General features: G+C 47.5%; 19 protein-coding genes and 1 pseudogene. 5 read left to right on the top strand and 15 right to left on the bottom strand.

Translation table 11 applies throughout. The annotated features are described in order from the left end of the window. Positions 1–6 precede the first annotated feature (6 nt). The 3 genes and pseudogenes from KNP98_RS16265 to KNP98_RS12280 all read right to left on the bottom strand — a co-directional run. Positions 7–1,002 (bottom strand): annotated as a pseudogene (locus KNP98_RS16265) (adhesive domain-containing protein); the annotation flags it as partial. Between the two features lie 351 nt (positions 1,003–1,353). Then, positions 1,354–1,677, bottom strand: coding sequence for a winged helix-turn-helix transcriptional regulator (locus tag KNP98_RS12285; RefSeq protein WP_088837952.1), 324 nt, complete (start codon positions 1,675–1,677; stop codon positions 1,354–1,356). A gap of 73 nt (positions 1,678–1,750) precedes the next feature. Continuing rightward, positions 1,751–2,908 (bottom strand): AI-2E family transporter, encoded by a 1,158-nt coding sequence (locus tag KNP98_RS12280; protein WP_214811551.1) that lies wholly within the window; start codon positions 2,906–2,908, stop codon positions 1,751–1,753. 229 nt (positions 2,909–3,137) lie between these two features. Between KNP98_RS12280 and KNP98_RS12275 the strand changes: the two genes are divergently transcribed. Then, a complete protein-coding gene (locus tag KNP98_RS12275; protein WP_214767749.1) occupies positions 3,138–5,684 on the top strand; it encodes an ATP-binding protein in 2,547 nt (848 codons plus the stop codon). Positions 5,685–5,866: 182 nt separating this feature from the next. Then, positions 5,867–6,727, top strand: coding sequence for an NAD(P)-dependent oxidoreductase (locus KNP98_RS12270; RefSeq protein ID WP_214771010.1), 861 nt, complete (start codon positions 5,867–5,869; stop codon positions 6,725–6,727). Positions 6,728–6,784: 57 nt separating this feature from the next. On the opposite strand, the gene KNP98_RS12265 is transcribed toward KNP98_RS12270, so the two are convergent. Next, positions 6,785–7,567: a flagellar hook-basal body protein gene (locus KNP98_RS12265; RefSeq protein ID WP_159173323.1), complete on the bottom strand. Its 783-nt coding sequence runs from the start codon at positions 7,565–7,567 to the stop codon at positions 6,785–6,787. Positions 7,568–7,582: 15 nt separating this feature from the next. After that, positions 7,583–8,371 (bottom strand): flagellar hook-basal body protein, encoded by a 789-nt coding sequence (locus tag KNP98_RS12260; RefSeq protein ID WP_029331728.1) that lies wholly within the window; start codon positions 8,369–8,371, stop codon positions 7,583–7,585. A gap of 151 nt (positions 8,372–8,522) precedes the next feature. On the opposite strand from KNP98_RS12260, the gene KNP98_RS12255 reads away from it, so the two are divergent. Next, complete coding sequence (locus tag KNP98_RS12255; RefSeq protein WP_251132228.1) at positions 8,523–8,744, top strand: hypothetical protein; 222 nt, start codon at positions 8,523–8,525, stop codon at positions 8,742–8,744. Positions 8,745–8,785: 41 nt separating this feature from the next. On the opposite strand, the gene KNP98_RS12250 is transcribed toward KNP98_RS12255, so the two are convergent. Continuing rightward, positions 8,786–9,982 (bottom strand): multidrug efflux MFS transporter, encoded by a 1,197-nt coding sequence (locus tag KNP98_RS12250; protein WP_088837959.1) that lies wholly within the window; start codon positions 9,980–9,982, stop codon positions 8,786–8,788. A 171-nt stretch (positions 9,983–10,153) separates the two neighbouring features. On the opposite strand from KNP98_RS12250, the gene KNP98_RS16080 reads away from it, so the two are divergent. Continuing rightward, on the top strand, positions 10,154–10,555 hold the full coding sequence (locus KNP98_RS16080; RefSeq protein ID WP_239456769.1) for a hypothetical protein: 402 nt from the start codon (positions 10,154–10,156) through the stop codon (positions 10,553–10,555). An 11-nt stretch (positions 10,556–10,566) separates the two neighbouring features. Continuing rightward, positions 10,567–11,019 carry a hypothetical protein gene (locus tag KNP98_RS16075; RefSeq protein ID WP_251135178.1) on the top strand — a complete coding sequence of 151 codons (453 nt, stop codon included), beginning with the start codon at positions 10,567–10,569 and terminating at the stop codon, positions 11,017–11,019. A 71-nt stretch (positions 11,020–11,090) separates the two neighbouring features. Here KNP98_RS16075 and KNP98_RS12240 read toward each other — a convergent pair whose 3' ends face one another. From KNP98_RS12240 to atpD, 9 genes are all read right to left on the bottom strand, one after another. Then, positions 11,091–12,014 carry a siderophore ABC transporter substrate-binding protein gene (locus KNP98_RS12240; protein ID WP_214771007.1) on the bottom strand — a complete coding sequence of 308 codons (924 nt, stop codon included), beginning with the start codon at positions 12,012–12,014 and terminating at the stop codon, positions 11,091–11,093. Between the two features lie 20 nt (positions 12,015–12,034). Continuing rightward, positions 12,035–12,793, bottom strand: a complete 759-nt coding sequence (locus KNP98_RS12235) for an iron ABC transporter ATP-binding protein (RefSeq protein ID WP_214771004.1) — start codon at positions 12,791–12,793, stop codon at positions 12,035–12,037. Further along, positions 12,790–13,737 (bottom strand): iron chelate uptake ABC transporter family permease subunit, encoded by a 948-nt coding sequence (locus KNP98_RS12230; protein WP_214767755.1) that lies wholly within the window; start codon positions 13,735–13,737, stop codon positions 12,790–12,792. Before KNP98_RS12230 ends, KNP98_RS12235 begins: the two co-directional genes overlap by 4 nt. Then, a complete protein-coding gene (locus KNP98_RS12225; protein WP_088837963.1) occupies positions 13,724–14,680 on the bottom strand; it encodes an ABC transporter permease in 957 nt (318 codons plus the stop codon). The genes KNP98_RS12230 and KNP98_RS12225 overlap by 14 nt, the downstream gene beginning before the upstream one ends. Positions 14,681–15,546: 866 nt before the next feature. Beyond that, positions 15,547–16,527: a rod shape-determining protein MreB gene (gene mreB / locus KNP98_RS12220; protein WP_088837964.1), complete on the bottom strand. Its 981-nt coding sequence runs from the start codon at positions 16,525–16,527 to the stop codon at positions 15,547–15,549. A 174-nt stretch (positions 16,528–16,701) separates the two neighbouring features. Beyond that, on the bottom strand, positions 16,702–18,006 hold the full coding sequence (gene murA, locus KNP98_RS12215) for a UDP-N-acetylglucosamine 1-carboxyvinyltransferase (RefSeq protein ID WP_029331739.1): 1,305 nt from the start codon (positions 18,004–18,006) through the stop codon (positions 16,702–16,704). A gap of 233 nt (positions 18,007–18,239) precedes the next feature. Continuing rightward, entirely contained in the window at positions 18,240–18,473 is a 234-nt protein-coding gene (locus tag KNP98_RS12210; protein ID WP_029331740.1) for a DUF1146 domain-containing protein, read from the bottom strand. A 309-nt stretch (positions 18,474–18,782) separates the two neighbouring features. After that, positions 18,783–19,196: a F0F1 ATP synthase subunit epsilon gene (locus tag KNP98_RS12205; RefSeq protein ID WP_088837965.1), complete on the bottom strand. Its 414-nt coding sequence runs from the start codon at positions 19,194–19,196 to the stop codon at positions 18,783–18,785. A gap of 26 nt (positions 19,197–19,222) precedes the next feature. Further along, complete coding sequence (gene atpD, locus KNP98_RS12200; protein ID WP_088837966.1) at positions 19,223–20,641, bottom strand: F0F1 ATP synthase subunit beta; 1,419 nt, start codon at positions 20,639–20,641, stop codon at positions 19,223–19,225. Between the last annotated feature and the right edge of the window lie 6 nt (positions 20,642–20,647).

The raw sequence follows: 20,647 nt of genomic DNA, 5'->3' as shown, positions 1-20,647 counted from the left end.
TGTAGTACTGACGGCTGATCCCGTAACGACAATTTCACCATCAACACCCGCTGGCTTGTCGACGAGCACATTTAAGTCGACCGTCGTCGGTCCAAGAACCTGAACGCCGACTAGTTCATTCGATAAGTTGACCGTATCGTTCGCGACTGCTGTTAGTAAGCCATTAACAGATGGTAACAACTCTTTTACAGGAGTTAGCACAAAGTTCAGTGATGATCCTAATATTCCCGTCAATTGAAGATTCGTAATTGCATCCACTAAGTCTTGTAGCGCTTGTTGCACTACTTGCTGGACTGCAGTTTCAAGATGTTGTCCTAATCCATCGCTGAAATTGACAACGATCGTGCCATCAGCATTGACAGTCACCGGGGCCTGCCCATTGTAGTCAAGCAAATCAGACAATGCTACGTCCAAATTATTGAGTGCAGCCAACGCATCTTCTAGTTCATTTAATCCTTGGACATTTAAAAGCGGGCTTGTCAGCGGGTTGTCTAAAATTATGTCAATTTCAGTGACCAAATCTCCGACAAGGCCATTGACACTCGTCGTTAAAGGATCAAGTTGACCTTTAAGCGTCGGCAAGTCTTCCAGTGTGATTGGCAATAGTTCTACGCTCACGTCGGCATTGCCGTTCGCCGTCATTTTGCCCGCGAGATCCGGAATATTAAAGACGGCGACACGTTCTGGCGACAAAATTTCTGCATCGGCCAATCCTCGGCCCGTTAAACCAAGTGCTAAATTATAATTTTCTAATTGTTCTGTTAAATTCGCTCGGACTTGTACATCTGTCAATAATTGTACATCCGCTAGACTCACTCGATTTACTGGAGCAAGTGCTAATGAATTTTTAATGGATGAGGCAAATTGTTGCTGTTGCGGCTGAAACTTTTTTTCAGATGCTTCTGTCTTGGTGTAAGTAAATGAAATTGGGGATAGTGCCAGTGAGGAGGCTGTGAGTAGTTTGATCAAGCGTTTGGTGTGGTTTCTGTGGTGTCGGTTCATCTTCTTTCGGAAATCAGGCGTTTTCTTGTTCATTTGAACACTCCTTTTCTTGAGAAAAATTACCTTACACCCATCATTATGCAGGGTTTTACTAATAAAAAATACATTTTTTTACAATTGTAATAGAAGTATAGTACCTAATATCTAGTATTTTTAATGCTTAATTACCTCTAAAAATATAAATTAAAGCCGTTTTTATTTTCAATCTCTTAATTTATATTGTAATTTTATTTCATTACTTAATATCCCATAAAAATCCATATTCATTTAAGATCCTTTTATACCCATATAATTTCCACAAAATAAAAAAAGGTCATCCTCAAGCTGATAGCTCGAAGATGACCTTTTTTATTAGAAGGTAATGTGTTGTTTACTCCATTTGATGGACTCTTTAAATTGTCTGATTAAATCTTCTGCTGGAACTGTCAAAAAGTAAGCTAATCCATCAACTTTTTCTGACATTTGCTGAATCACGAGTCCATCTTCAATCAACTCTTGAAGTTGCTCTAAAATCTGACTGTGTGACTGATCGATTCGCTGTTCAATCTCACCAATCGTCAGCGCCCCATCCCGTAAAATGTAGATGACGCTCGACTTTAAGCTGTTCTCGAAGTTATGCTGAAACTTTTGCAGGGCTAATAAATCGGCTTGTTCTTCTGTTTGACGTTGATCCATCTGTCACTACCCCTTTCCTAACACATCAGACTGCTTCTTTAGTATGAAGGAACGACGTTAATAATTCAAAAAGTCATTCTTTTTTTGTGATGATGGTATCGAACGTCTTTTCCTCATCCGTGATGACCATCTTCTTTTGTGTCCGGAGATGGTAAAGCCGTTGCAAGTTAAGAATGATAACTTTCATGACGGCATAAAACGGAACCCCGAGTAGGACCCCGAAGAAGCCGGCGATGTTCCCGGCGACAAGCAGGACGATGATGATCGTCAACGGGTGAACATCAAGCGTCCTTCCTTGAACGAGTGGTGACATGATGTGCGAATCGATTTGTTGCGCGACCGTCATGACAATGATGGCATAGATTGCAAGAATCGGATCCTGGATAAACCCGACGATCAAGGCCGGTATGACACCGATGACTGGTCCAAGAAACGGAATGATGTTCGTCAATGTCGCGAACATCGCTAACAAAATCGCATAGTCAATGCCGATGAAGAGGTATCCGATATAGGCGATGATTCCGACACCGATACTGACGATGACCTGTCCCCGGATATAGCTCATGATCGTTTCATGGACATCTTCTAAAATTTTCTTCGTTTCTTTATGAAATTCAAACGGCATCATGTTAACCAGATTGCCTTTTAGCTTATGACCGTCTAACAACATATAAATCAACATGATCGGAATGATGATGATTGTGATGACGGTCGTCGTGATTAAGCTGACAAACCCGCCGACCCCTGCCCCGACATTTTTTAAGAAGGATGACGCGTACTCGGAGAGATTCGTCGAAAATTTATCGAACAAGTCATCCGGTCCCCCAACGAAGCGAGAAAAGATACTGCTGTTTTCAAGCTGACTCCGGACTTCGACGAGTTGACGCTGAAATTCCGTCGCGAGGTTTGGAATCGAATTGACGAATTCGCTGATTTGTGTTGATAAGGACGGACCAAAGATAAATCCAAGTGCCGTCATAATCCCAATCAATCCGAACAAGACGACCATCACGGCCGGACGCCGACTCATCTTCTTCTCAAGCATCTCGACGATCGGCAAAAGGACGTAATAGAGAATCCCGGCGATTGCGAGTGGCGGGACGACCATTTGCCCGAGTATGGCGAGTGGGCGAAATAAAAAGGTCACGTGATTGCCGACCCAGACGATGACGAGCAGTGTCATGACCCACCATGCGCCACGATACCACCTGTTTTCAAACATTTTTTGCATTCTGTCACTTCCCTATGCGTAATAATGATAGCTTTCACTCAGTTAGTTTTCCTTTATCCGGCTGCTTCTAATCCTCCTAAAAAAAAATAAGCTGGACCGTCATCTAAATATAATATTTTTTTTACATCTTTGCGTGTTAAAATTTGATGACTGCTAACAAGCAGAGTAAAATCTACATATGTCTTCACACATTTACGTACATATACAAAAGAATATGGAGGATTCGAACGTGAAATGGATTAATCAAAAGATTGGTCGACAATTGATGTTTGCTTTTTATGCAGTCTTTATCGCACTCAGCATCACATCCGCTATCGTCTATACGTATACTGAACAAAAAATCAGTCAAACCGATGCGACATTCGATGACTTACGTGAACGAAGAACGAATGCGAACGCGTTGGCATACGAATGGTCCGCTGCACAGAGCAATGTAAAATCATACCTCTTGTTCGGAACACCGGCGATGCTCAATGCCGTCAAAACAAACCAAGATGAAATCAACCGCTTGACGACCTGGTTCGAGCAAAACGCCATCTATACGCAAGGCGATCAATACGCAACTGCGACACGAAACTTATATGACGATTATTTCGGTACTGCCGTCCCCTTGTTACGTCAATACGTGGAACAAAAACAGGAAGGCTCGGTCGACGAGCAGTTCGTTGATCCGAAAACGCTCGCTTCGCTTTCGAACGGGAGCGAATTATTCAATTCTGACGGAACGCTAAAAGGCTCAAACAGTCAAATTGACGGTGAAGCCGATACGGCTGGAATCGAAGCCTTGCTGACAAACTATTTAAACCTCATTCAGACTGAAGAAGATGAAGCAAAGGCCAGCCTGCTCAATGAAATGCGCATCGCCCAGTTCATTTGGCTGTCAAACCTGCTTGTCCTCGTCATCATTCTTGTCTTACTCGTCCGCCCATTCATCAACCGGGTGACGAAACAAATTAATTCGTTGTCTCGGGACAGTGCACAACTCGCAAGTGGTGAAGACGTCAAAGAACTTCCCTTACCGAGACGACGCGATGAATTACACATGTTAACCGCATCCTTCAATCAAATGGCAGCATCGATTGCGGATAATAAAGTCCATATGCTGGCGAAGAATGAAGAGTTGCAAGCACAACAAGAGGAACTCGTTGCGCAGCAGGAAGAGCTGCAAGCGCAGCAGGAAGAACTCGAAGAAGCACTCGAAATCACCCTGCAAAGCGAACAACATCTAAAATATCGTAATGAACTGACGGAGACGCTCGCATCCCGCGAAACATTGACGGCGTATCCGGAAATCATCGAGAAGCTCGTCTCAATCACTCATTCGGAAATCGGAGCCTTGCTGTTCCTCGATCAACACGATGTCCGCTCGACGATTGAATACGGGATGACCCCTGATATGGTCGAACAACTGATCCACGAAGATCAATCGTTGTTCCACCGGGCGCGTGTCTTAAAACGTCCGGTGCACTCGTCTAAACAGGTCGCACACGAAAGTCCGCTTCCGTATCCGTACTACATGTATGAAGTCGCCGTGCCGATCCTTGATCCGAATGAAGAAAAAATCATCGCCTGCATCTATCTCGTCCGGTACCGTGACGCCTTCACGCCGGAGCAGATGAGCGATATCCTTTCCTTCTCGCACCAGCTCTCACTTTCGTTGATGCGGATGGGGATTTACGAAAAAATGATTCATGAAAAGAACAAAACAGGACAACTGTTGAACTCGATCCGGGAAGCCGTCGTCTACATCGAACATGAATCAGATGAACTGCTCGTCAACGAACCGTTGATGAAGCTGTTCCCGGAAATTCAGACGGAACATCAGGATGAAAGTAATCTTTCCTCTTTCCGTCAAGCGATGTCCGCCTTGTCTTCCATCATCGATGAAGCAGAACCGTTCGAACAATACATCGAACAAATCGTCGAGCAGAACTTGCCGAAGGATAGTCTCGTCGTCTCGATTCGCGCGCGCAGTGCCTATATCCAAATTTACGCCGAGAGGATTCAAATCAATAACGTTTGGGTCGGAACGATGCTCGTCTTACGGGATGTCACGAAAGAAACGGAGTCGGACCGGATGAAAGAAGAGTTCGTCTCGACCGTCTCGCACGAACTTCGGACTCCGCTCTCATCAATTTACGGTTTCACGGAATTGATGCTCAACAAATCATTTGAAGAAGAACGTCAGCTAAAGTACTTGCAGACGATTCACTCGGAAACAGGTCGCCTGACGACCCTCGTCAACGACTTCCTCGACGTCCAGCGTATGGAATCGAGTGAGCAACGTTATCAGATGTCGACGTTCGACATCGTCGAACTCGCAAATGACGTGACCGACTTCTATGGTGCCTCGCACACGACACATACGTTAGTGTTCGCAGGTAACGGACCGATCATGATTGACGCCGATAGCGAAAAGATTAAACAGCTCTTAAACAATCTACTCAGTAACGCCATCAAGTATTCTCCTGACGGCGGAACGGTTTCAATCGAAGTCCAGCACCAGGATGGTTTCGCTGAAATCAAGATTCACGACGAAGGAATGGGCATCCCGCAAGAAGCGATGTCGAAGTTGTTCGATAAGTTTTACCGGGTCGACAACTCAGAGACACGCAAAATTGGTGGAACGGGTCTCGGTCTATCGATTTGTAAAGAAATCGTCAAACACCATAACGGAACGATTGATGTTGAATCGACTGTCGGTGTCGGCTCGACCTTTACGATTCGTTTTCCGGTCGCTGTCATTTCCACCATCTTGACGTACGAAACTGAATGAGTCTTTACCCCCGTGTCCACTAAGACGCGGGGGTTTTTACGACCTGTTCATGTTCAGGTTCCGTCAAGGACGGGTGAAACACGGTCTGCCGGTAAGAAGAACACCGCTTACGTCGCGTTTAACATAAGGTTCTAAAAGGGAATAGCTAAAGCGACTCTACACATACAGGAGGAATCAGACAGATGCAACTTGGTTGGATAGGATTAGGTCATATGGGTATCCCGATGGCGTTACGCCTTCGCCGTGCCGGACACCCGTTACACGTCTACAATCGAACAGAAAGTAAGACAGCACCGCTCGTCGCGGAAGGCGCAACGTCGCTTCGCTCACCACGCGAACTGGTCGAACAGTCGGACATCATCTTCATCATGCTCGCAGACGGAAAAGCGATTGATCATGTCCTTCACGAAACAGACGGGCTGCTCGCAGGCGACTTGACGGACAAAATCGTCGTCAACTTGAGTACGATTTCGTCCGAGGAATCAACACAGGCAGCGCAACTTATCGAACGCGCCGGTGCCGCCTATCTCGAGTCTCCCGTCTCTGGTTCAGTCGGTGTCGCAGAAGCCGGCCAGCTCGTCATGCTCGTCGGTGGTGACAAACAGACACTTGCGACATGCCGGCCGTATCTCGATGTTCTCGGTAAAGAAAGTATCCATTTCGGTGACCACGGAACAGGCAGCGCAGCAAAACTTGCCATCAATCTCCTGCTCGGCATCGTCGGTGAGGGACTTGCTGAAACGTTCCTGCTCGGAGAAGCGGCCGGGCTCGACAAAGAAAAACTCATCCAGATGATTTCCTTGTCCGGCATGAATACACCGCTCTTCCAAGGCAAACAGGACATGTACCGAACAGAAGAGTTCCCCCCTGCTTTCCCGCTTCGGTTGATGGCGAAGGATTTGGGGTTGATCACGGACGCCGCGAAACGGTACACGTTACGTTTACCGCTGGCAGAAGCAGCACATGAACAGTATGAACAGGCGAACACGGGAGACCAAGCCGATTTAGATATGGCAGCGGTCTACCTGAGCTTAAAAAAATGACTCCATCAGAAAGCCGCGCCTTCCGGATTCCGGAAGGCGCGGCTTTTAGCAGATGCGTTATTTGAGTGATGTGACGATTCCCATCATCTGATCGGTCGTCATCAAAGCTTTCGAATTAAACTGATAGGCGCGTTGAATTTGCGTCAAGTTCGTCATTTCCGTCCCCATGTCGACGTTCGAGGACTCGAGCGTCCCGACCGTCAACGGGTTCCCTTGAGCATTTTGATATTGCCCGGTCGCCGTATAGAGTCCACCGCCGACATCCGTCAACTCGCCATGGTTCGGAATATCCGCGACACCGATTCGGGCAAGGACACGACGTTCTCCGTTGAGGACACCTGTGATATTGCCATCTTTGTTCAGCTCAATCGCCGTCGCATTTTCCGGTAAGGTGATGGCATCATTCGCTTGATTGATAACGGAGCGTCCCGCATCATCCGTCAACAACATCTGTCCGTTGCCTTGCGGTGATAACTCAAAGTTGCCGTCCCGCGTGAATTTCGTCACACCGTCTGCATCGATGACACCAAAGAAGTGATGCGGATTACCGAGTGCCGCATCCAAATTCCGTCCGGTCGTTTGAAAAGCACCGACGGTAAAACGTGTCGCTTCGTTCGCGACATACCCACCGACACCAAGACGAAGATCGACCGGCGTCGTCAAAGGACCTGTTTCCAAGCCGCCCGGTGTGTTGCTGATGTTGCGGACGAGTAACTCATTGAACTGTGCATCACGACGCTTGTAGCCGTTCGTGTTCGCATTCGCGAGATTATGCCCGGTCGTATCGAGTTGTTTTTGTAATTGAGCCATCGTACTGGCTGATGTATAAAGTGATTGCATGACTTCCTCCTCCGATTAACGAACGCGACCGATTTCAGAAACAGCTTTTTCAGCCGTCCGGTCGTAAGCTTGAATGACTTTTTGATTGGCTTCGAACTGACGAAGTCCACTGTTCATCTCAGCCATCGTCTGCTCGATTTCGACGTTCCCGAGTTCGAGCACGCCTTGGTCGACTTTGACGTCTCCCGCGGCAAGTGCTGCCGGAGAGCGGAATAAACCGTTGCCTGTCCGCTCGAGTGTTTCCGGTTGATCCGTTACGACAAGTCCAAGGTTTCCGATTGCTTGTCCGTTTCCGTCCGTCACCGCTCCGTCTGCGCTGACAACGAAGTCTTCATTGACGACGTTCAGCGCCTGACCGTTTGCATCAAGGACGAGATCATTTTCTGTCGTCCGGAGCAAACCATCCTGCCCGACGGCGAATTGGCCGTTCGTCGTGTAAAGCGTCTCTTCCCCACCTGTCAGCGGATCCGTATGTAAGACGGTAAAGAGGGCGGATCCGTCCCGTGAACTGATTTGGAGATCCGTCGCGTTGCCCGTTTCCGTAATCGAACCGAGGGCAAAGTTCGGCGTCGCTGCCTGCATGAAGACACCTGTCGCGAGCGTGCCGACCGTCCCTCTTGATTGAATTCCCGTTCGTTCATTGACGCCTGATTGTTGAATCATCATCTCCGGAAACGTCCGGAGCGATGCTTGATCGGCGCGGAAGCCAGGCGTCCGCGCATTGGCCAGGTTGTTACTTAACATTTCTTGTTGCCGCTGTAACGCCTGCATCGCACCAGACGCCGTGTACATTCCTCGTAACATATGTTTTTGTCTCCTCATTGACTTAATGTTCAATTCTCTTATGTTTAGTATATCGGTCAGGTTCTGTTGAATTATGAGTTTTTTTCAAAAAAAGGTAATGAGAACAATAGTTGAACCGAAAGTCCTAGCTCTTGATTGAACTATTCAAGCTTTGATTCACTTGCCCGTCGACCACCAAATCGAGCTGTCGTTACGATTGAAGGATGTCGATCATCCACGGACGATCATCGAACCGCTTGCGATCACGGAACTCGACAATGGACTGTTCCATTATTCTGCCGACTATAAAGTACGTGCCCAGTCCATCCTTTTGATGAAGGCACTCGAACACTCGGAGCAACAAAAACTCGATGACTTCTTTTCGTTGACATGAAAAAAACGCCTCCCGGTTACTGACCGGAGAGGCGTTCCGTGTTAGGAATGTTTTTTACTGAGTACCGCTGTTTGCGTCCGTTCGAGGACAGCATTCGTGATGACGATCAAACCGGTAAACAGGAACAACGCTTCAAAACCGAAATGACCGGCAATTTGACCACCGGCGAGCGGTCCGAGGAAGTTTCCCATGAATTGGGCCGATTGATTGTAACCGAAGATTCGTCCGGACGCATTGGCTGGTGTGTGTTTACGAAGCAGTGCTTGGACCGATGGCATCAAGGCCGCTGTCGCAAATCCGATTCCCATCCGTAAGACGATCAATTGACTCGTATCCGTGACGAACGCTTGCGGAATCAAGAAGGCGGCAAAGACGAGTAAGGCAACGAACAAGACACGTTCCGCCCCAATCTTGTCGGACAGTCGTCCGAGCCGCTGGGCAGCAATCAATGCCGCAATCCCGGGTGCTGAGGCGACGATACCCGACAGTAACGCCAGTCGTTCCGTTCCGGGACTCAGCTCTCGCACGTAAAGCGAGAGAATCGGACTGATGGATTGCGCTGCGAACTGAATCAAGAACGTCGTCAAGAATAGACTCAAGATGAGCTCCGGATGACGGAGTGATTGAATGATTTCTTTCGCGGAAGCCATTTTTTTGACTTCGAGCGGGACGAATTCTTCTTTGACGAAGAAATATGTCACGAGGAACGTCAAAAATAACGGTACGCTCGTAAAGAGAAAAACGGGTCGAAGCCCAATCATGTCGGCAAGGAATCCTCCAATCAGAGGTCCGAGCAACCCACCGGCAATCCCACCGGTCGACAATGTACCGAGCGCCCAGCCACTTTTCTCTTTCGGGGTTTGAGAAGCAATCAAGGTGATTCCGGCTGAAATGAATCCGGAGACCGCTCCCATGACGAGCCGTAAGAAAACAAGCTGATACACATCTTGCACAAAACTGATTAAAAACATGACAATCGACATGCCGAGGCTTGCCCGGAGTAACATCAATTTCCGTCCTTTTCTATCGGCAAGGCGTCCCCAAATCGGTGAGACGATTGCGGCGACGAGGAACGTTGCCCCGAACGCAATCCCGGACCAGGTCGTAATCTCCTGACGTCCATCGACGCCAAGCTCTTCAATGAATAATGGCAAAAACGGTAAAACGAGACTGAGTGCAGCGGCAGTCAAAAAACTCCCGATCCACACGACGATTAAATTTCTTTTCCACAACGGCATTGTGGCATCACTTCCTTTTTAATGGTAATTCCGAGGTCAAGCAACAACTTCTAATATACACTTCACAATGTGAAATGTCTAGGTTTTGAACTGATGCAATAGTCTCAAAGACTATTGATGGATACCTATTTTAAGCAAACGAACCGATAGTAGGAGTACCATGCAGAAGGAGTGAACACTAGTTTTCTCGTCAGTCTCGTCTGCGTCTCGTTTTTCAGTCTGTTGCTGCCGTCAAGCGGTCAAGCCGCTCTCCCCGTCACGCGCCATACGGTGATGTGGTCGATTCCGGAAGCGTCCATCCCCGTGAAAATTAATCAGCTCGCCAACCGGCAGATGAAGCGTGTCTATCTTCATGTTGCTGTGGAGGGGGACCTGATTCTCTATCGAACATTCGTCGAGGCCGCGCATGCAGCAGGAATTGAAGTTTACTTCCTGTTCGGACAACCACGCTGGATTACGAATGAAGGCGCGACCTTCCGACCGAATGCCGAAGACCCGCTCGCCTGGATTACCCTGTATCAAAGTGAGACGATGCAGCATCCGGATGGAATCAGCGTCGATCTCGAACCGTAGGCCTTACCGGAGTGGACGACGAATCAATCTGCCGTTATCGCTTCTTATCAACGAATCCTGACTGCCTTTCAGGAGCGGGCAACGATGGAAGGGCTACCGCAACTCTTTCTTCCGTTTTGGTTCCTACGGTCACGGATGTCTCCGGACGTCCTGTCAGTGCCTGGGCGATGGATCTTGCAAGCGAAGTGACCTTAATGAGTTACCGGACTGTCTACGGTGGTGGAAACGGCTTATCCGCCATCACGCTCGTCGATACGTTGTATGCGGCAAACCACCAGCACAACCTGTCGTACGCTCTCGAGTTCACGGAACTACCGGAGACACCGAGCATCACCTTTTATGGTCAGTCACGGCAAGCCTTGAACCAACTCGTCAATCAGACGATGAACAGCTCTTTCCCCCCGCGTGCCATCGTCTATCATGACTTTGAGGCCTATCAGGCGTTCATGCAAAATACGAAATGATTGATTGGCAAGATTCTTTAAGCTATTGATGAAAAAAAGCTCAGTCCTTCACGGATTGAGCTTTTTTGCTGTTACAGTGCTGTTTTGATTTCTTCCAACATTTTTTCGATCGATTGGATACCGCCACCAGACAGATACCACACGTCTCCACTCAAGTAGACGACCTTATTATTTTTGACGGCATCGACGTTTTTCAATAATTCATTGTCCATCGCTTGTTTCGCCGTTGCGCCTTCACCGATTGCTTCTCCACGATCGATGACGAAGATGATGCCCGGATTTTTTTTGACGATGTATTCGTACGAGACATCTTGTCCGTGGACGGCTTGATCAAGAGTCGTATCGATTGCTTTTAAACCAAATGCATCGTAAATCAAGCCAAAACGAGAGCCCGGTCCGAACGCACTCATGCTTTTATCCCCCGCGAGCAGGACAAGTGACTCAGGTGCTTCTTTAGCATCCTCTTTGACTGCCGCGATTTTTTCATCTACTTCTTTTAATGCAGCTGTCGCTTCTGCTTCTTTTCCGAACAATTCACCGAGCATGTTGACGTTATCTTTGAACGATGTCATGTAGTCCTGTGTATCGATTCCTACATAAATCGTCGGTGCAATCTTGCTGAACTCTTTATACATTTCCGATTGACGGGCTGAGATCAGGATGACGTCTGGTGCAAGTTCACTGATTGCTTCAAAGTTTGGTTCTTTTAAACTTCCGACGTTCGTATACTGCTCTGCTTCATATTGCTTAAGATAGGCTGGAACGAGTTCTTTCGGTAGACCTGCCACTTCGACACCGAGTTCATCGAGTGTATCGAGTGCACCAAAATCAAAGACGACGACTTTTTTTGGGTCTTTGACGACCTCAGTTGAACCTAATTCATGTTTGATTGTTATTTTTTCATCGCTTGAAGCGGCTGATTCATTTGTTCCTTTTCCACACGCACCGAGTGCGACGACACAAATTGCAATAACGAGTAAGAACCACTTTTTCATGTTAATTGATCTCCCTTATGTTAAGTATAGTAGAGGCAAATTTTATGATCATCCATCTGTTCCAACGTTAAATCCATTTCATACAGGTTTTCGAGTAACGACTGTTCCATCAATTGCTCTGTCGGACCCGTCGCAACGATTTGTCCTTCTTTCATCGCGACCATCTGATCTGAGTAAACGGATGCGAAGTTCAAGTCGTGTAAGACGACGACGATCGTTTTATCTTCCTCGTCGACGAGCTTCCGGAGTAACTTCATCACCTGGACGGCATGACGCATGTCGAGGTTATTCAATGGTTCGTCGAGCAAGATATAATCCGTATCTTGGGCAATTACCATGGCGATGAAGGCACGTTGCTTCTGACCTCCGCTGAGGGCGTTGATTTGTTTATCTTGCATCTCTTCGAGGCCGACGTATGCAATCGCCCGATCGATTTTCTCGTGATCAAGGGCGGTCAGTCGTCCTTTCGAATACGGAAAACGACCAAACCCGACGAGCTCACGGACCGTCACACGCAGTCCGAGGTGATTGCTTTGTTTTAAAATCGACAGTCGCTTCGCCAAGTCATCTGACGGAAATTGACTGATTGCCGTCCCCTCCAGTGTGACGACGCCCGCATCCGCTTTCGCGAGACGGCTAATCATTGAGAGGACCGTACTTTTACCCGCACCGTTCGGTCCGATGAAGGATGTCAATTTACCTTTCGGGATCGTGAACGTTGCCTCTTCGACGACGGTCTTCGTTCCGAACCGTTTTGTGATGTTGTCAATCGTAATCATCGGTCGACTCCTTTCAGCAAGAGATAAATAAAGTAGCTACCACCAATCAAGTTCAAGATGACACTGAGCGTCGTCGAGAAGTTCAAGACGTGCTCGACAATCAACTGCCCCCCGACTAACGCAATCACACCAAGTAAAACTGTCGCGACCGCTAAAGCGTGATGGCGGTACGTCGGGATGAGTTGATAGGCGACGTTGACAATCAATAGCCCTAAAAACGTAATCGGTCCAATTAAAGCCGTTGCAATCGAAATATAGATGGCGACGATGATTAACAGACGTTTGACGATTTTTTCATACGGAATGCCCAAGTTAATCGCATGGTCGCGTCCGAGTGCCAATACGTCGAGGAAGCGGACATACCGCCAAAGCCAAGCCGTATTCAAGACGAGGAGGACTGTCGCTAACATCAATAAGTCCGAATCGACGTTGTTGATGCTCGCGAACGAGCGATCTTGCAACAATTGAAATTCGTTCGGGTCCATCAGCAGTTGAAGGAACGAGGTGATGCTACCGAAAAACGTTCCGAAGACAAGACCGACGAGGAGAAGGAAGTAGACGTTCCGCCCTTCCCCTCGGAACAGCAATTGATACAGCACGATCGCAAAACCGACCATCAAAAGAATCGTTGCGACGAAGCGGACTTCGATTCCGACTTCAAGCAGGATTGAGCTGCCGAACAAAAACAAGAGTCCGGTTTGAAGCAACATATACAGTGAATCGAGACCGATGACGTTCGGTGTCAAAATCCGGTTCATCGTCACGGTTTGGAAAATCAAGGTCGAGACCCCGATCGCGACACTCGTGACAAGCATCGCTGCTAACTTTGTAAAGCGCCTTGGAATGACATATCCGAGTGCCCCTTGTAAGTTCAACGTCATATAGCCAACCATGCATAATAACGCGAGGACGCCCAGCCAAATCAACCGTTTACGATAAGCCATAACGATCCCTCCTAAACAAGAGGTAGAGGAACAAGCCACTGCCAATCGTCCCGACCATCAAGCTAATCGGAATCTCATACGGTGCAATCAACAGGCGGCCCGCAATGTCACAGACGAGGACGAACAAGGCACCGAACAGAGCCGTTAACGGTAACGTCTTTCGTAAGTGATCGCCGTACCAAATCGAAATCAAGTTCGGCACGATCAGACCAAGAAACGGAATCACACCGACCGATAAAATCACGGCTGAAGCGATCAATGAAACAATCGCCAGCCCAAGCTGCATGACACGCTTATGGGAGATACCAAGATTTTGTGAAAATTCTTCGCCCATTCCGACAATCGTAAACCGGTGGGCATAACGATAAGCGACGAACAGCAACGGAACAGTTATGTAAAGCAATTCGTAGCGTCCCTTTGTGATCATCGAAAAGTTTCCTTGCATCCATCCTTCTAAGCTTTGCAGCAAGTTAAACCGCAATGCGAGAAACGTCGTCAAGGCACCGACGATACTGCCGAGCATCAACCCGACGAGAGGAATGAAAATGACGTCCTTCATTTTGATCCGTTCGAGAATCCGCATGAACAAGAGCGAACCACCAAACGCAAATCCAAATGAAATGAGCATCTTAATCAGTGGATGTGCATCACTAAAGCCAATCATTGAAACGACGATTCCGAGTTTCGCGAAATCCATCGTTCCCGCCGTTGTCGGTGAAACGAAGCGGTTTTGTGTAATTTGTTGCATGATCAATCCCGCAATGCTCATACCCGCTCCAGCTAATAAGATACTTAAAAGTCGTGGTATCCGACTCATCAAGAACAATTCCCATTCCGTCTCGCTCCAAGATAAAATTTCTGTTAAATCGAGGTCAGCGACACCAACAAACATGGAGCCAATCGAGACACATACGAGGAGGATTCCCCAAATCATAATCGACATCGTAGTCTCCTTGTAAAGATAATGATATTCATTCTCATTGAGAACATTCTCATTCTCTCTTTTTTCCAGGCTTTCGTCAACCGTTATTCTGATATTTTTTTTAGAAAGTCTTTTTCGCGGTCACATAAAAGTGCGTTTTTTTGAACAACATTCAGTACATTGACCTCGTGGGTTTTGAACAACATTCGCTTCTACCACGGTTCGCTTGCTTAGGGGCAAGCGGGAAGCCGCTTCGCTTTTTACAAAAGCTGCAGGGTCTCCCCTTGCTTGCTCGTGAACCTTTTCAAGGTTCACTGATTCCCTCAAGCGTCTCACCGTTTTCGAAGCAAGTTGTTCAAGTTATCCCTATTTCCGTTTAAGGCGCTACATCTTATCGATTGGCGTTCTCACTTCTATGGAAGCTCAGACACGCGTTAACCGATCTGTTCTAGAACGGCATTCGACAGAAACGCACCTGCCTAAAAGATTCGCTTCCCGTGACTCCTACGGGAAAAAGCGCAAGAAATTCTTGCGCTGTCAGAGGCAAGCGAGACCCTGCTACTTATCCGGATAGGATCAAGTAGCAACGGCTTGCGCCTCGCCCGAGGAAAGCACGGGAAGAAAGAATCTTCATCCCCCAACATTCTTGAATCGTTCAAGGCACTGTACTTTGTCTATCTGCAATCTAATCCGATCTGTTCGAGAACGGCATTCGACAAAAACGCATCTGTCTAAAAGATTCGCTTCCCGTGACTCCTACGGGAAAAAAGAATCTTTATCCCGCAACATTCTTGAATCGTTCTCTACGCAAAATAAAAAGAGGTAACCCCCACAATTAAGTGAACGGTTACCTCATCGCTTGACGATTTGTGCCAAACAAACATTTCTTATTTTCCTAAGTTATCGAGCATGATGCCTGTCCCGCGTGCGACACATAACATTGGATCTTCTGCAATCAAGACCGGTAACCCAAGCTCTTTTGCCAACAACTGATCGATTCCATCGAGCAATGCCCCACCACCTGTTAAGATGATGCCGCGGTCGATGATATCTGCTGCGAGTTCCGGGGGTGTCTTCTCGAGAACCCGTTTTGTCGCTTCAACGATTTCCATCGCTGATTCTGCGAGTGCTTCATGAATTTCCTGTGAGCTGACCGTAATGTTATGCGGCAGCCCTGTGACGAGGTTGCGTCCCCGGATGTCCATCTCTTCCTGACGTCCGTCTTCTGAGACCGTTGCGACCGTCATCTTGACGTTTTGCGCCGTCCGTTCACCGATGATTAACTTATGCCGATCTTTGATTGCCCGAATGATATCGTGATCAAATCGATCTCCTGCAACTTTGATTGTTTCGCCACAGACGATATCTCCCATCGAGAGTACTGCAACATCCGTCGTCCCGCCACCGATGTCGATGACCATATGTCCCGCAGGCATCCAAATGTCCATCCCTGCTCCGACCGCGGCTACTTTCGGTTCGACTTCGAGGAAGACGGTTTTCGCGCCCGATTTTTCTCCTGCCTGACGAATCGCTTTTGCTTCGACCGTCGTGATGCTCGCTGGTGTACAAATCAACATCCGAACGCCACCGAACATGCTGCGGACCTCAATTTTATCGATGAAGTGACGTAACATGGCTTCCGTCATCTCGAAATCTGCGATCACACCATCTTGGAGCGGACGAATCGCGACGATGTTTCCCGGTGTCCGGCCTACCATTAAATGTGCTTCCGTACCTACTGCATGAATTTTGCCGGTCGCTTTATCAATGGCGACGACTGAAGGTTCATCGAGGACAATTCCTCTTCCCTTTACATGAATGACGACATTGGCAGTTCCTAAATCAATTCCGATATCTTTTGAAAACATCTCGCGTGATCTCCTTTACCAGCTGGCTATTATTCCATAATTTAGAACGTCGTTTGGACGTCTAACCCATTTATGTATACATACCTTTCAATTTTAGCACAGGCAAGCAAAAAGAGACGACTTTCTTTTTCAGAAAGTCGTCTCTCGTTAATGAAATGGAATAATAGCTTAAGATTAAAGCTTTGTCGCTGCCGTTTCTTCGACAACCGCTGTTTCTTCCGTGATGCGCTCGACATCTGCGCCAAGGGCTTGCAGTTTCAAGTGGAAGTCAACGTATCCACGATCGATGTGATGGAGTGCACCGACACGTGTTTCACCTTCAGCAATCAAACCAGCTGTGACGAGCGCTGCACCAGAACGAAGGTCTGTTGATAAGACTTCTGCTCCTTGAAGCTGAACACCACCTGTGATGATGGATGAGCGTCCTTCGATTTTGATATCAGCATTCATGCGGCGGAATTCTTCCACGTGCATGAAGCGGTTTTCGAAGACCGTTTCCGTGATGACCGATGTTCCTTCAGCTTTTAAGACAAGCGCCATCATCTGTGCTTGAACGTCTGTCGGGAAACCAGGGTGTGGCATCGTCTTCACGTCGACAGCAACCAATTTCTTAGGTCCGACAACACGAAGCCCTTCTTCTGTATCCGATACTTGAACACCCATCTCTTCCATTTTTGAGATCAATGGACGAAGATGCTCACGCTCAGCACCGATGACTTCGACGTCACCTTCTGTGATTGCAGCTGCAATCATGAATGTTCCGGCTTCAATCCGGTCTGGAATCACATAGTGGTTGCCACCGTGTAATTTTTCGACACCTTCGATACGGATCGTTTCCGTACCTGCGCCACGGACTTTCGCGCCCATCGCGTTCAAGAAGTTCGCGAGGTCAACGATTTCAGGTTCTTTCGCAACGTTCTCGATGACTGTCGTGCCTTCAGCGAGTGTTGCCGCCATCATGATGTTTTCTGTCGCACCGACAGAAGGGAAATCAAGATAGATTTTTGCACCTTGGAGACGACCATCGACTTGTGCTTCAACAAAACCGTTTCCGATGATTGTTTTAGCGCCCATCGCTTCGAATCCTTTTAAGTGAAGATCAATTGGACGTGATCCGATTGCACAGCCACCCGGCATCGCAACGCGTGCGCGACCGAGACGTGCAAGGAGTGGACCCATGACAAGAATCGATGCCCGCATTTTACGAACGTATTCAAGTGGTGCTTCGTCTTTTAGTTCCGGTTCTGCATTGACGGTAACCGTATTCGCTTCTGCATCGAATTCAACTTGTGCGTTTAAGTTCCGTAAGACATTGTTGATTGTATAGACGTCTGCAAGACGTGGTACGTTTTGAAGGACCGATTGACCTTCTGATGCGAGCAATGTCGCAACCAACGTTTTTAAGACTGCATTTTTTGCACCTTCTACTTTTACTGTTCCAGCTAATTTACGTCCGCCACGGACAACAATTTTTTCCATTACCCATACTCCTCTGCTTCGTTTCTTTTCTATTCGTACAATTCGTGATTGGTGTTGATCATAGTTGAAAAGTCAACGAATGATAGAAAGAAACTTTCCTATAGTTATCTCTCGTGCCAAAAGCCAATACGATTTTCAGTGTCATAATCAATGTGTTTCTTCATTATAAGAATACTATCCTTTTCCATACTAATTCAGATGACCAAATTAGGGTTTACAAGGAAGTTACAAGTTCAGCCTACTAAAAATTGAAGACGTTGGGCGAATCCCGAATACTCCAGCAAAAAGCGACCGACGAGGGAACCGAGTGCAATCGCAAGCAACGTCCGTAACGCAATGGCGTGTGGACCTTTAGGATGTTGGAGGATTTTTTCCCACTTGACTGGTAAGAGTGACCACCAGGCAAGAACAATTGCCATTACATAAACGAGCATACTCACTAAAGCACTTAAACCAATTGACGTCACGCGCTTGCACCTCTTCTTCGTGTTTTCTTCAACCTTACCATGATTTCACAAAATGAATGATTTCGCAAACAAAAAAGCACAATATGCATTTATTTTAGCGCATAAAATATATTTATTAAAGATGATTGTCACAATTTCTATAGAAGTAAGGATGAAAAGTTTGTGAATAAGAGGTCTATATGGTACTTTTACTATTTTTCGCCATCTTAAACCTGAATCGCCTTAATCCTAAAGAAAACGCTTTTAAATTGACGTTTTCTACAAAAAAAGACCCGATTTCCACGAGGGAAACCGGGTCTTTTACTTGAATCAATCGCGACCGTAGTCTTTTAAATCGAGACGGTTAATTGCCCGTTTCAATGAAAGCTCTGCGCGTTTGAACTCAAGATCTGATAATTTCGTGTCCTGGAGACGTCGTTCTGCACGAACCTTCGCAGCCGCAGCACGGTCATAATCGACCTTATCTGCCTGCTCCGCTGTTTCTGCAAGAACCGTTACAGTATCCTGGCGCACTTCCATAAAGCCACCGCTGATAGCGATCAACGTGCGTCCGCCATCTTCGTGGCGCAACTTCAAGATGCTGATGTCGAGTGGTGTTACGAGCGGTACGTGGTGCGGGAGGACCCCGATTTCACCCGTTATCGTTTTCGCAACGACCATACGGACATCGCCATCATACACTTCGCCATCCGGGGTGACGATATTGACATGAAGTGTGTTCATCTCAAGTCCCCCTTATGCTTTGTCACTTAGACAAGCGCCTTCGCTTTTTCAATCGCATCTTCGATCGGACCGACGAGACGGAATGCTTCTTCCGTCAAATCATCGTGTTTGCCATCGAGGATTTCTTTGAAGCCGCGGATCGTGTCCTTAACTGGGACGTACGATCCTTTTTGTCCTGTGAACTGCTCAGCTACGTGGAAGTTCTGCGACAAGAAGAACTGGATACGACGCGCACGGTGAACACTTAACTTGTCATCTTCCGACAACTCGTCCATACCGAGGATTGCGATGATATCTTGAAGTTCTTTATAACGCTGAAGTGTTTCCTGAACTTGACGTGCTACAGCATAATGCTCTTCACCGACGATTTCAGGTGAAAGGGCGCGTGATGTAGAAGCAAGTGGATCCACGGCAGGATAGATCCCCATCTCAGAGAGACGGCGCTCAAGGTTCGTCGTTGCATCTAAGTGAGCAAACGTCGTCGCAGGAGCCGGGTCAGTATAGTCATCGGCTGGTACATAAACCGCTTGGATTGATGTAACCGAACCTTTGTTTGTTGACGTGATACGCTCTTGGAGCATACCCATCTCTGTTGCAAGTGTTGGTTGGTAACCAACGGCAGATGGCATACGACCGAGAAGGGCTGATACCTCTGAACCTGCTTGCGTATAACGGAAGATGTTATCAACGAAGAGAAGAACGTCCTGTCCTTGCTCATCACGGAAGTACTCAGCCATTGTCAAACCAGTCAAGGCAACACGAAGACGTGCACCAGGTGGTTCGTTCATCTGACCGAAGACCATCGCTGTTTGTTTGATAACGCCTGAATCCGTCATCTCATGGTACAAGTCATTACCTTCACGTGTCCGCTCACCAACACCTGCGAATACCGAGATACCGCTGTGCTCTTGAGCGATATTGTTGATCAATTCCTGGATGAGGACGGTCTTACCTACACCGGCACCACCGAAGAGACCGATCTTACCACCTTTGATGTAAGGCGCAAGTAAGTCAACTACTTTAATTCCTGTTTCAAGAATTTCAACTTTTGTTGAAAGGTTGTCGAACGTTGGTGCTTTTTTGTGAATCGGAAGACGTTCCACGCTTGCATCAAGTTCTTTTTCATCAATTGGGTTACCGAGTACGTTGAATACGCGACCGAGTGTCGCTTCACCGACGGGTACCGAGATTGGAGCGCCTGTATCCAGGACTTCCACTCCACGGCGTACACCATCCGTCGAATCCATCGCAATGGTACGGACGACATCGTCACCAAGGTGTAATGCGACCTCAAGCGTTAAGTCGATAGCCACTTCTTCTACAGTTTGCGGCGTATATTGAATACGAAGCGCGTTGTAGATGTTCGGTAAGTGTCCTTCGAACTTAACGTCGATGACAGGTCCCATGACCGCGACGACGCGGCCTTTTAAACCGAGTTCGTTCATCGTGTT

The organism is Exiguobacterium sp. s127 (genome assembly GCF_018618695.1).
Lineage (GTDB): Bacteria > Bacillota > Bacilli > Exiguobacteriales > Exiguobacteriaceae > Exiguobacterium_A > Exiguobacterium_A oxidotolerans.
This window is presented reverse-complemented; position numbering and strand designations above follow the sequence as displayed.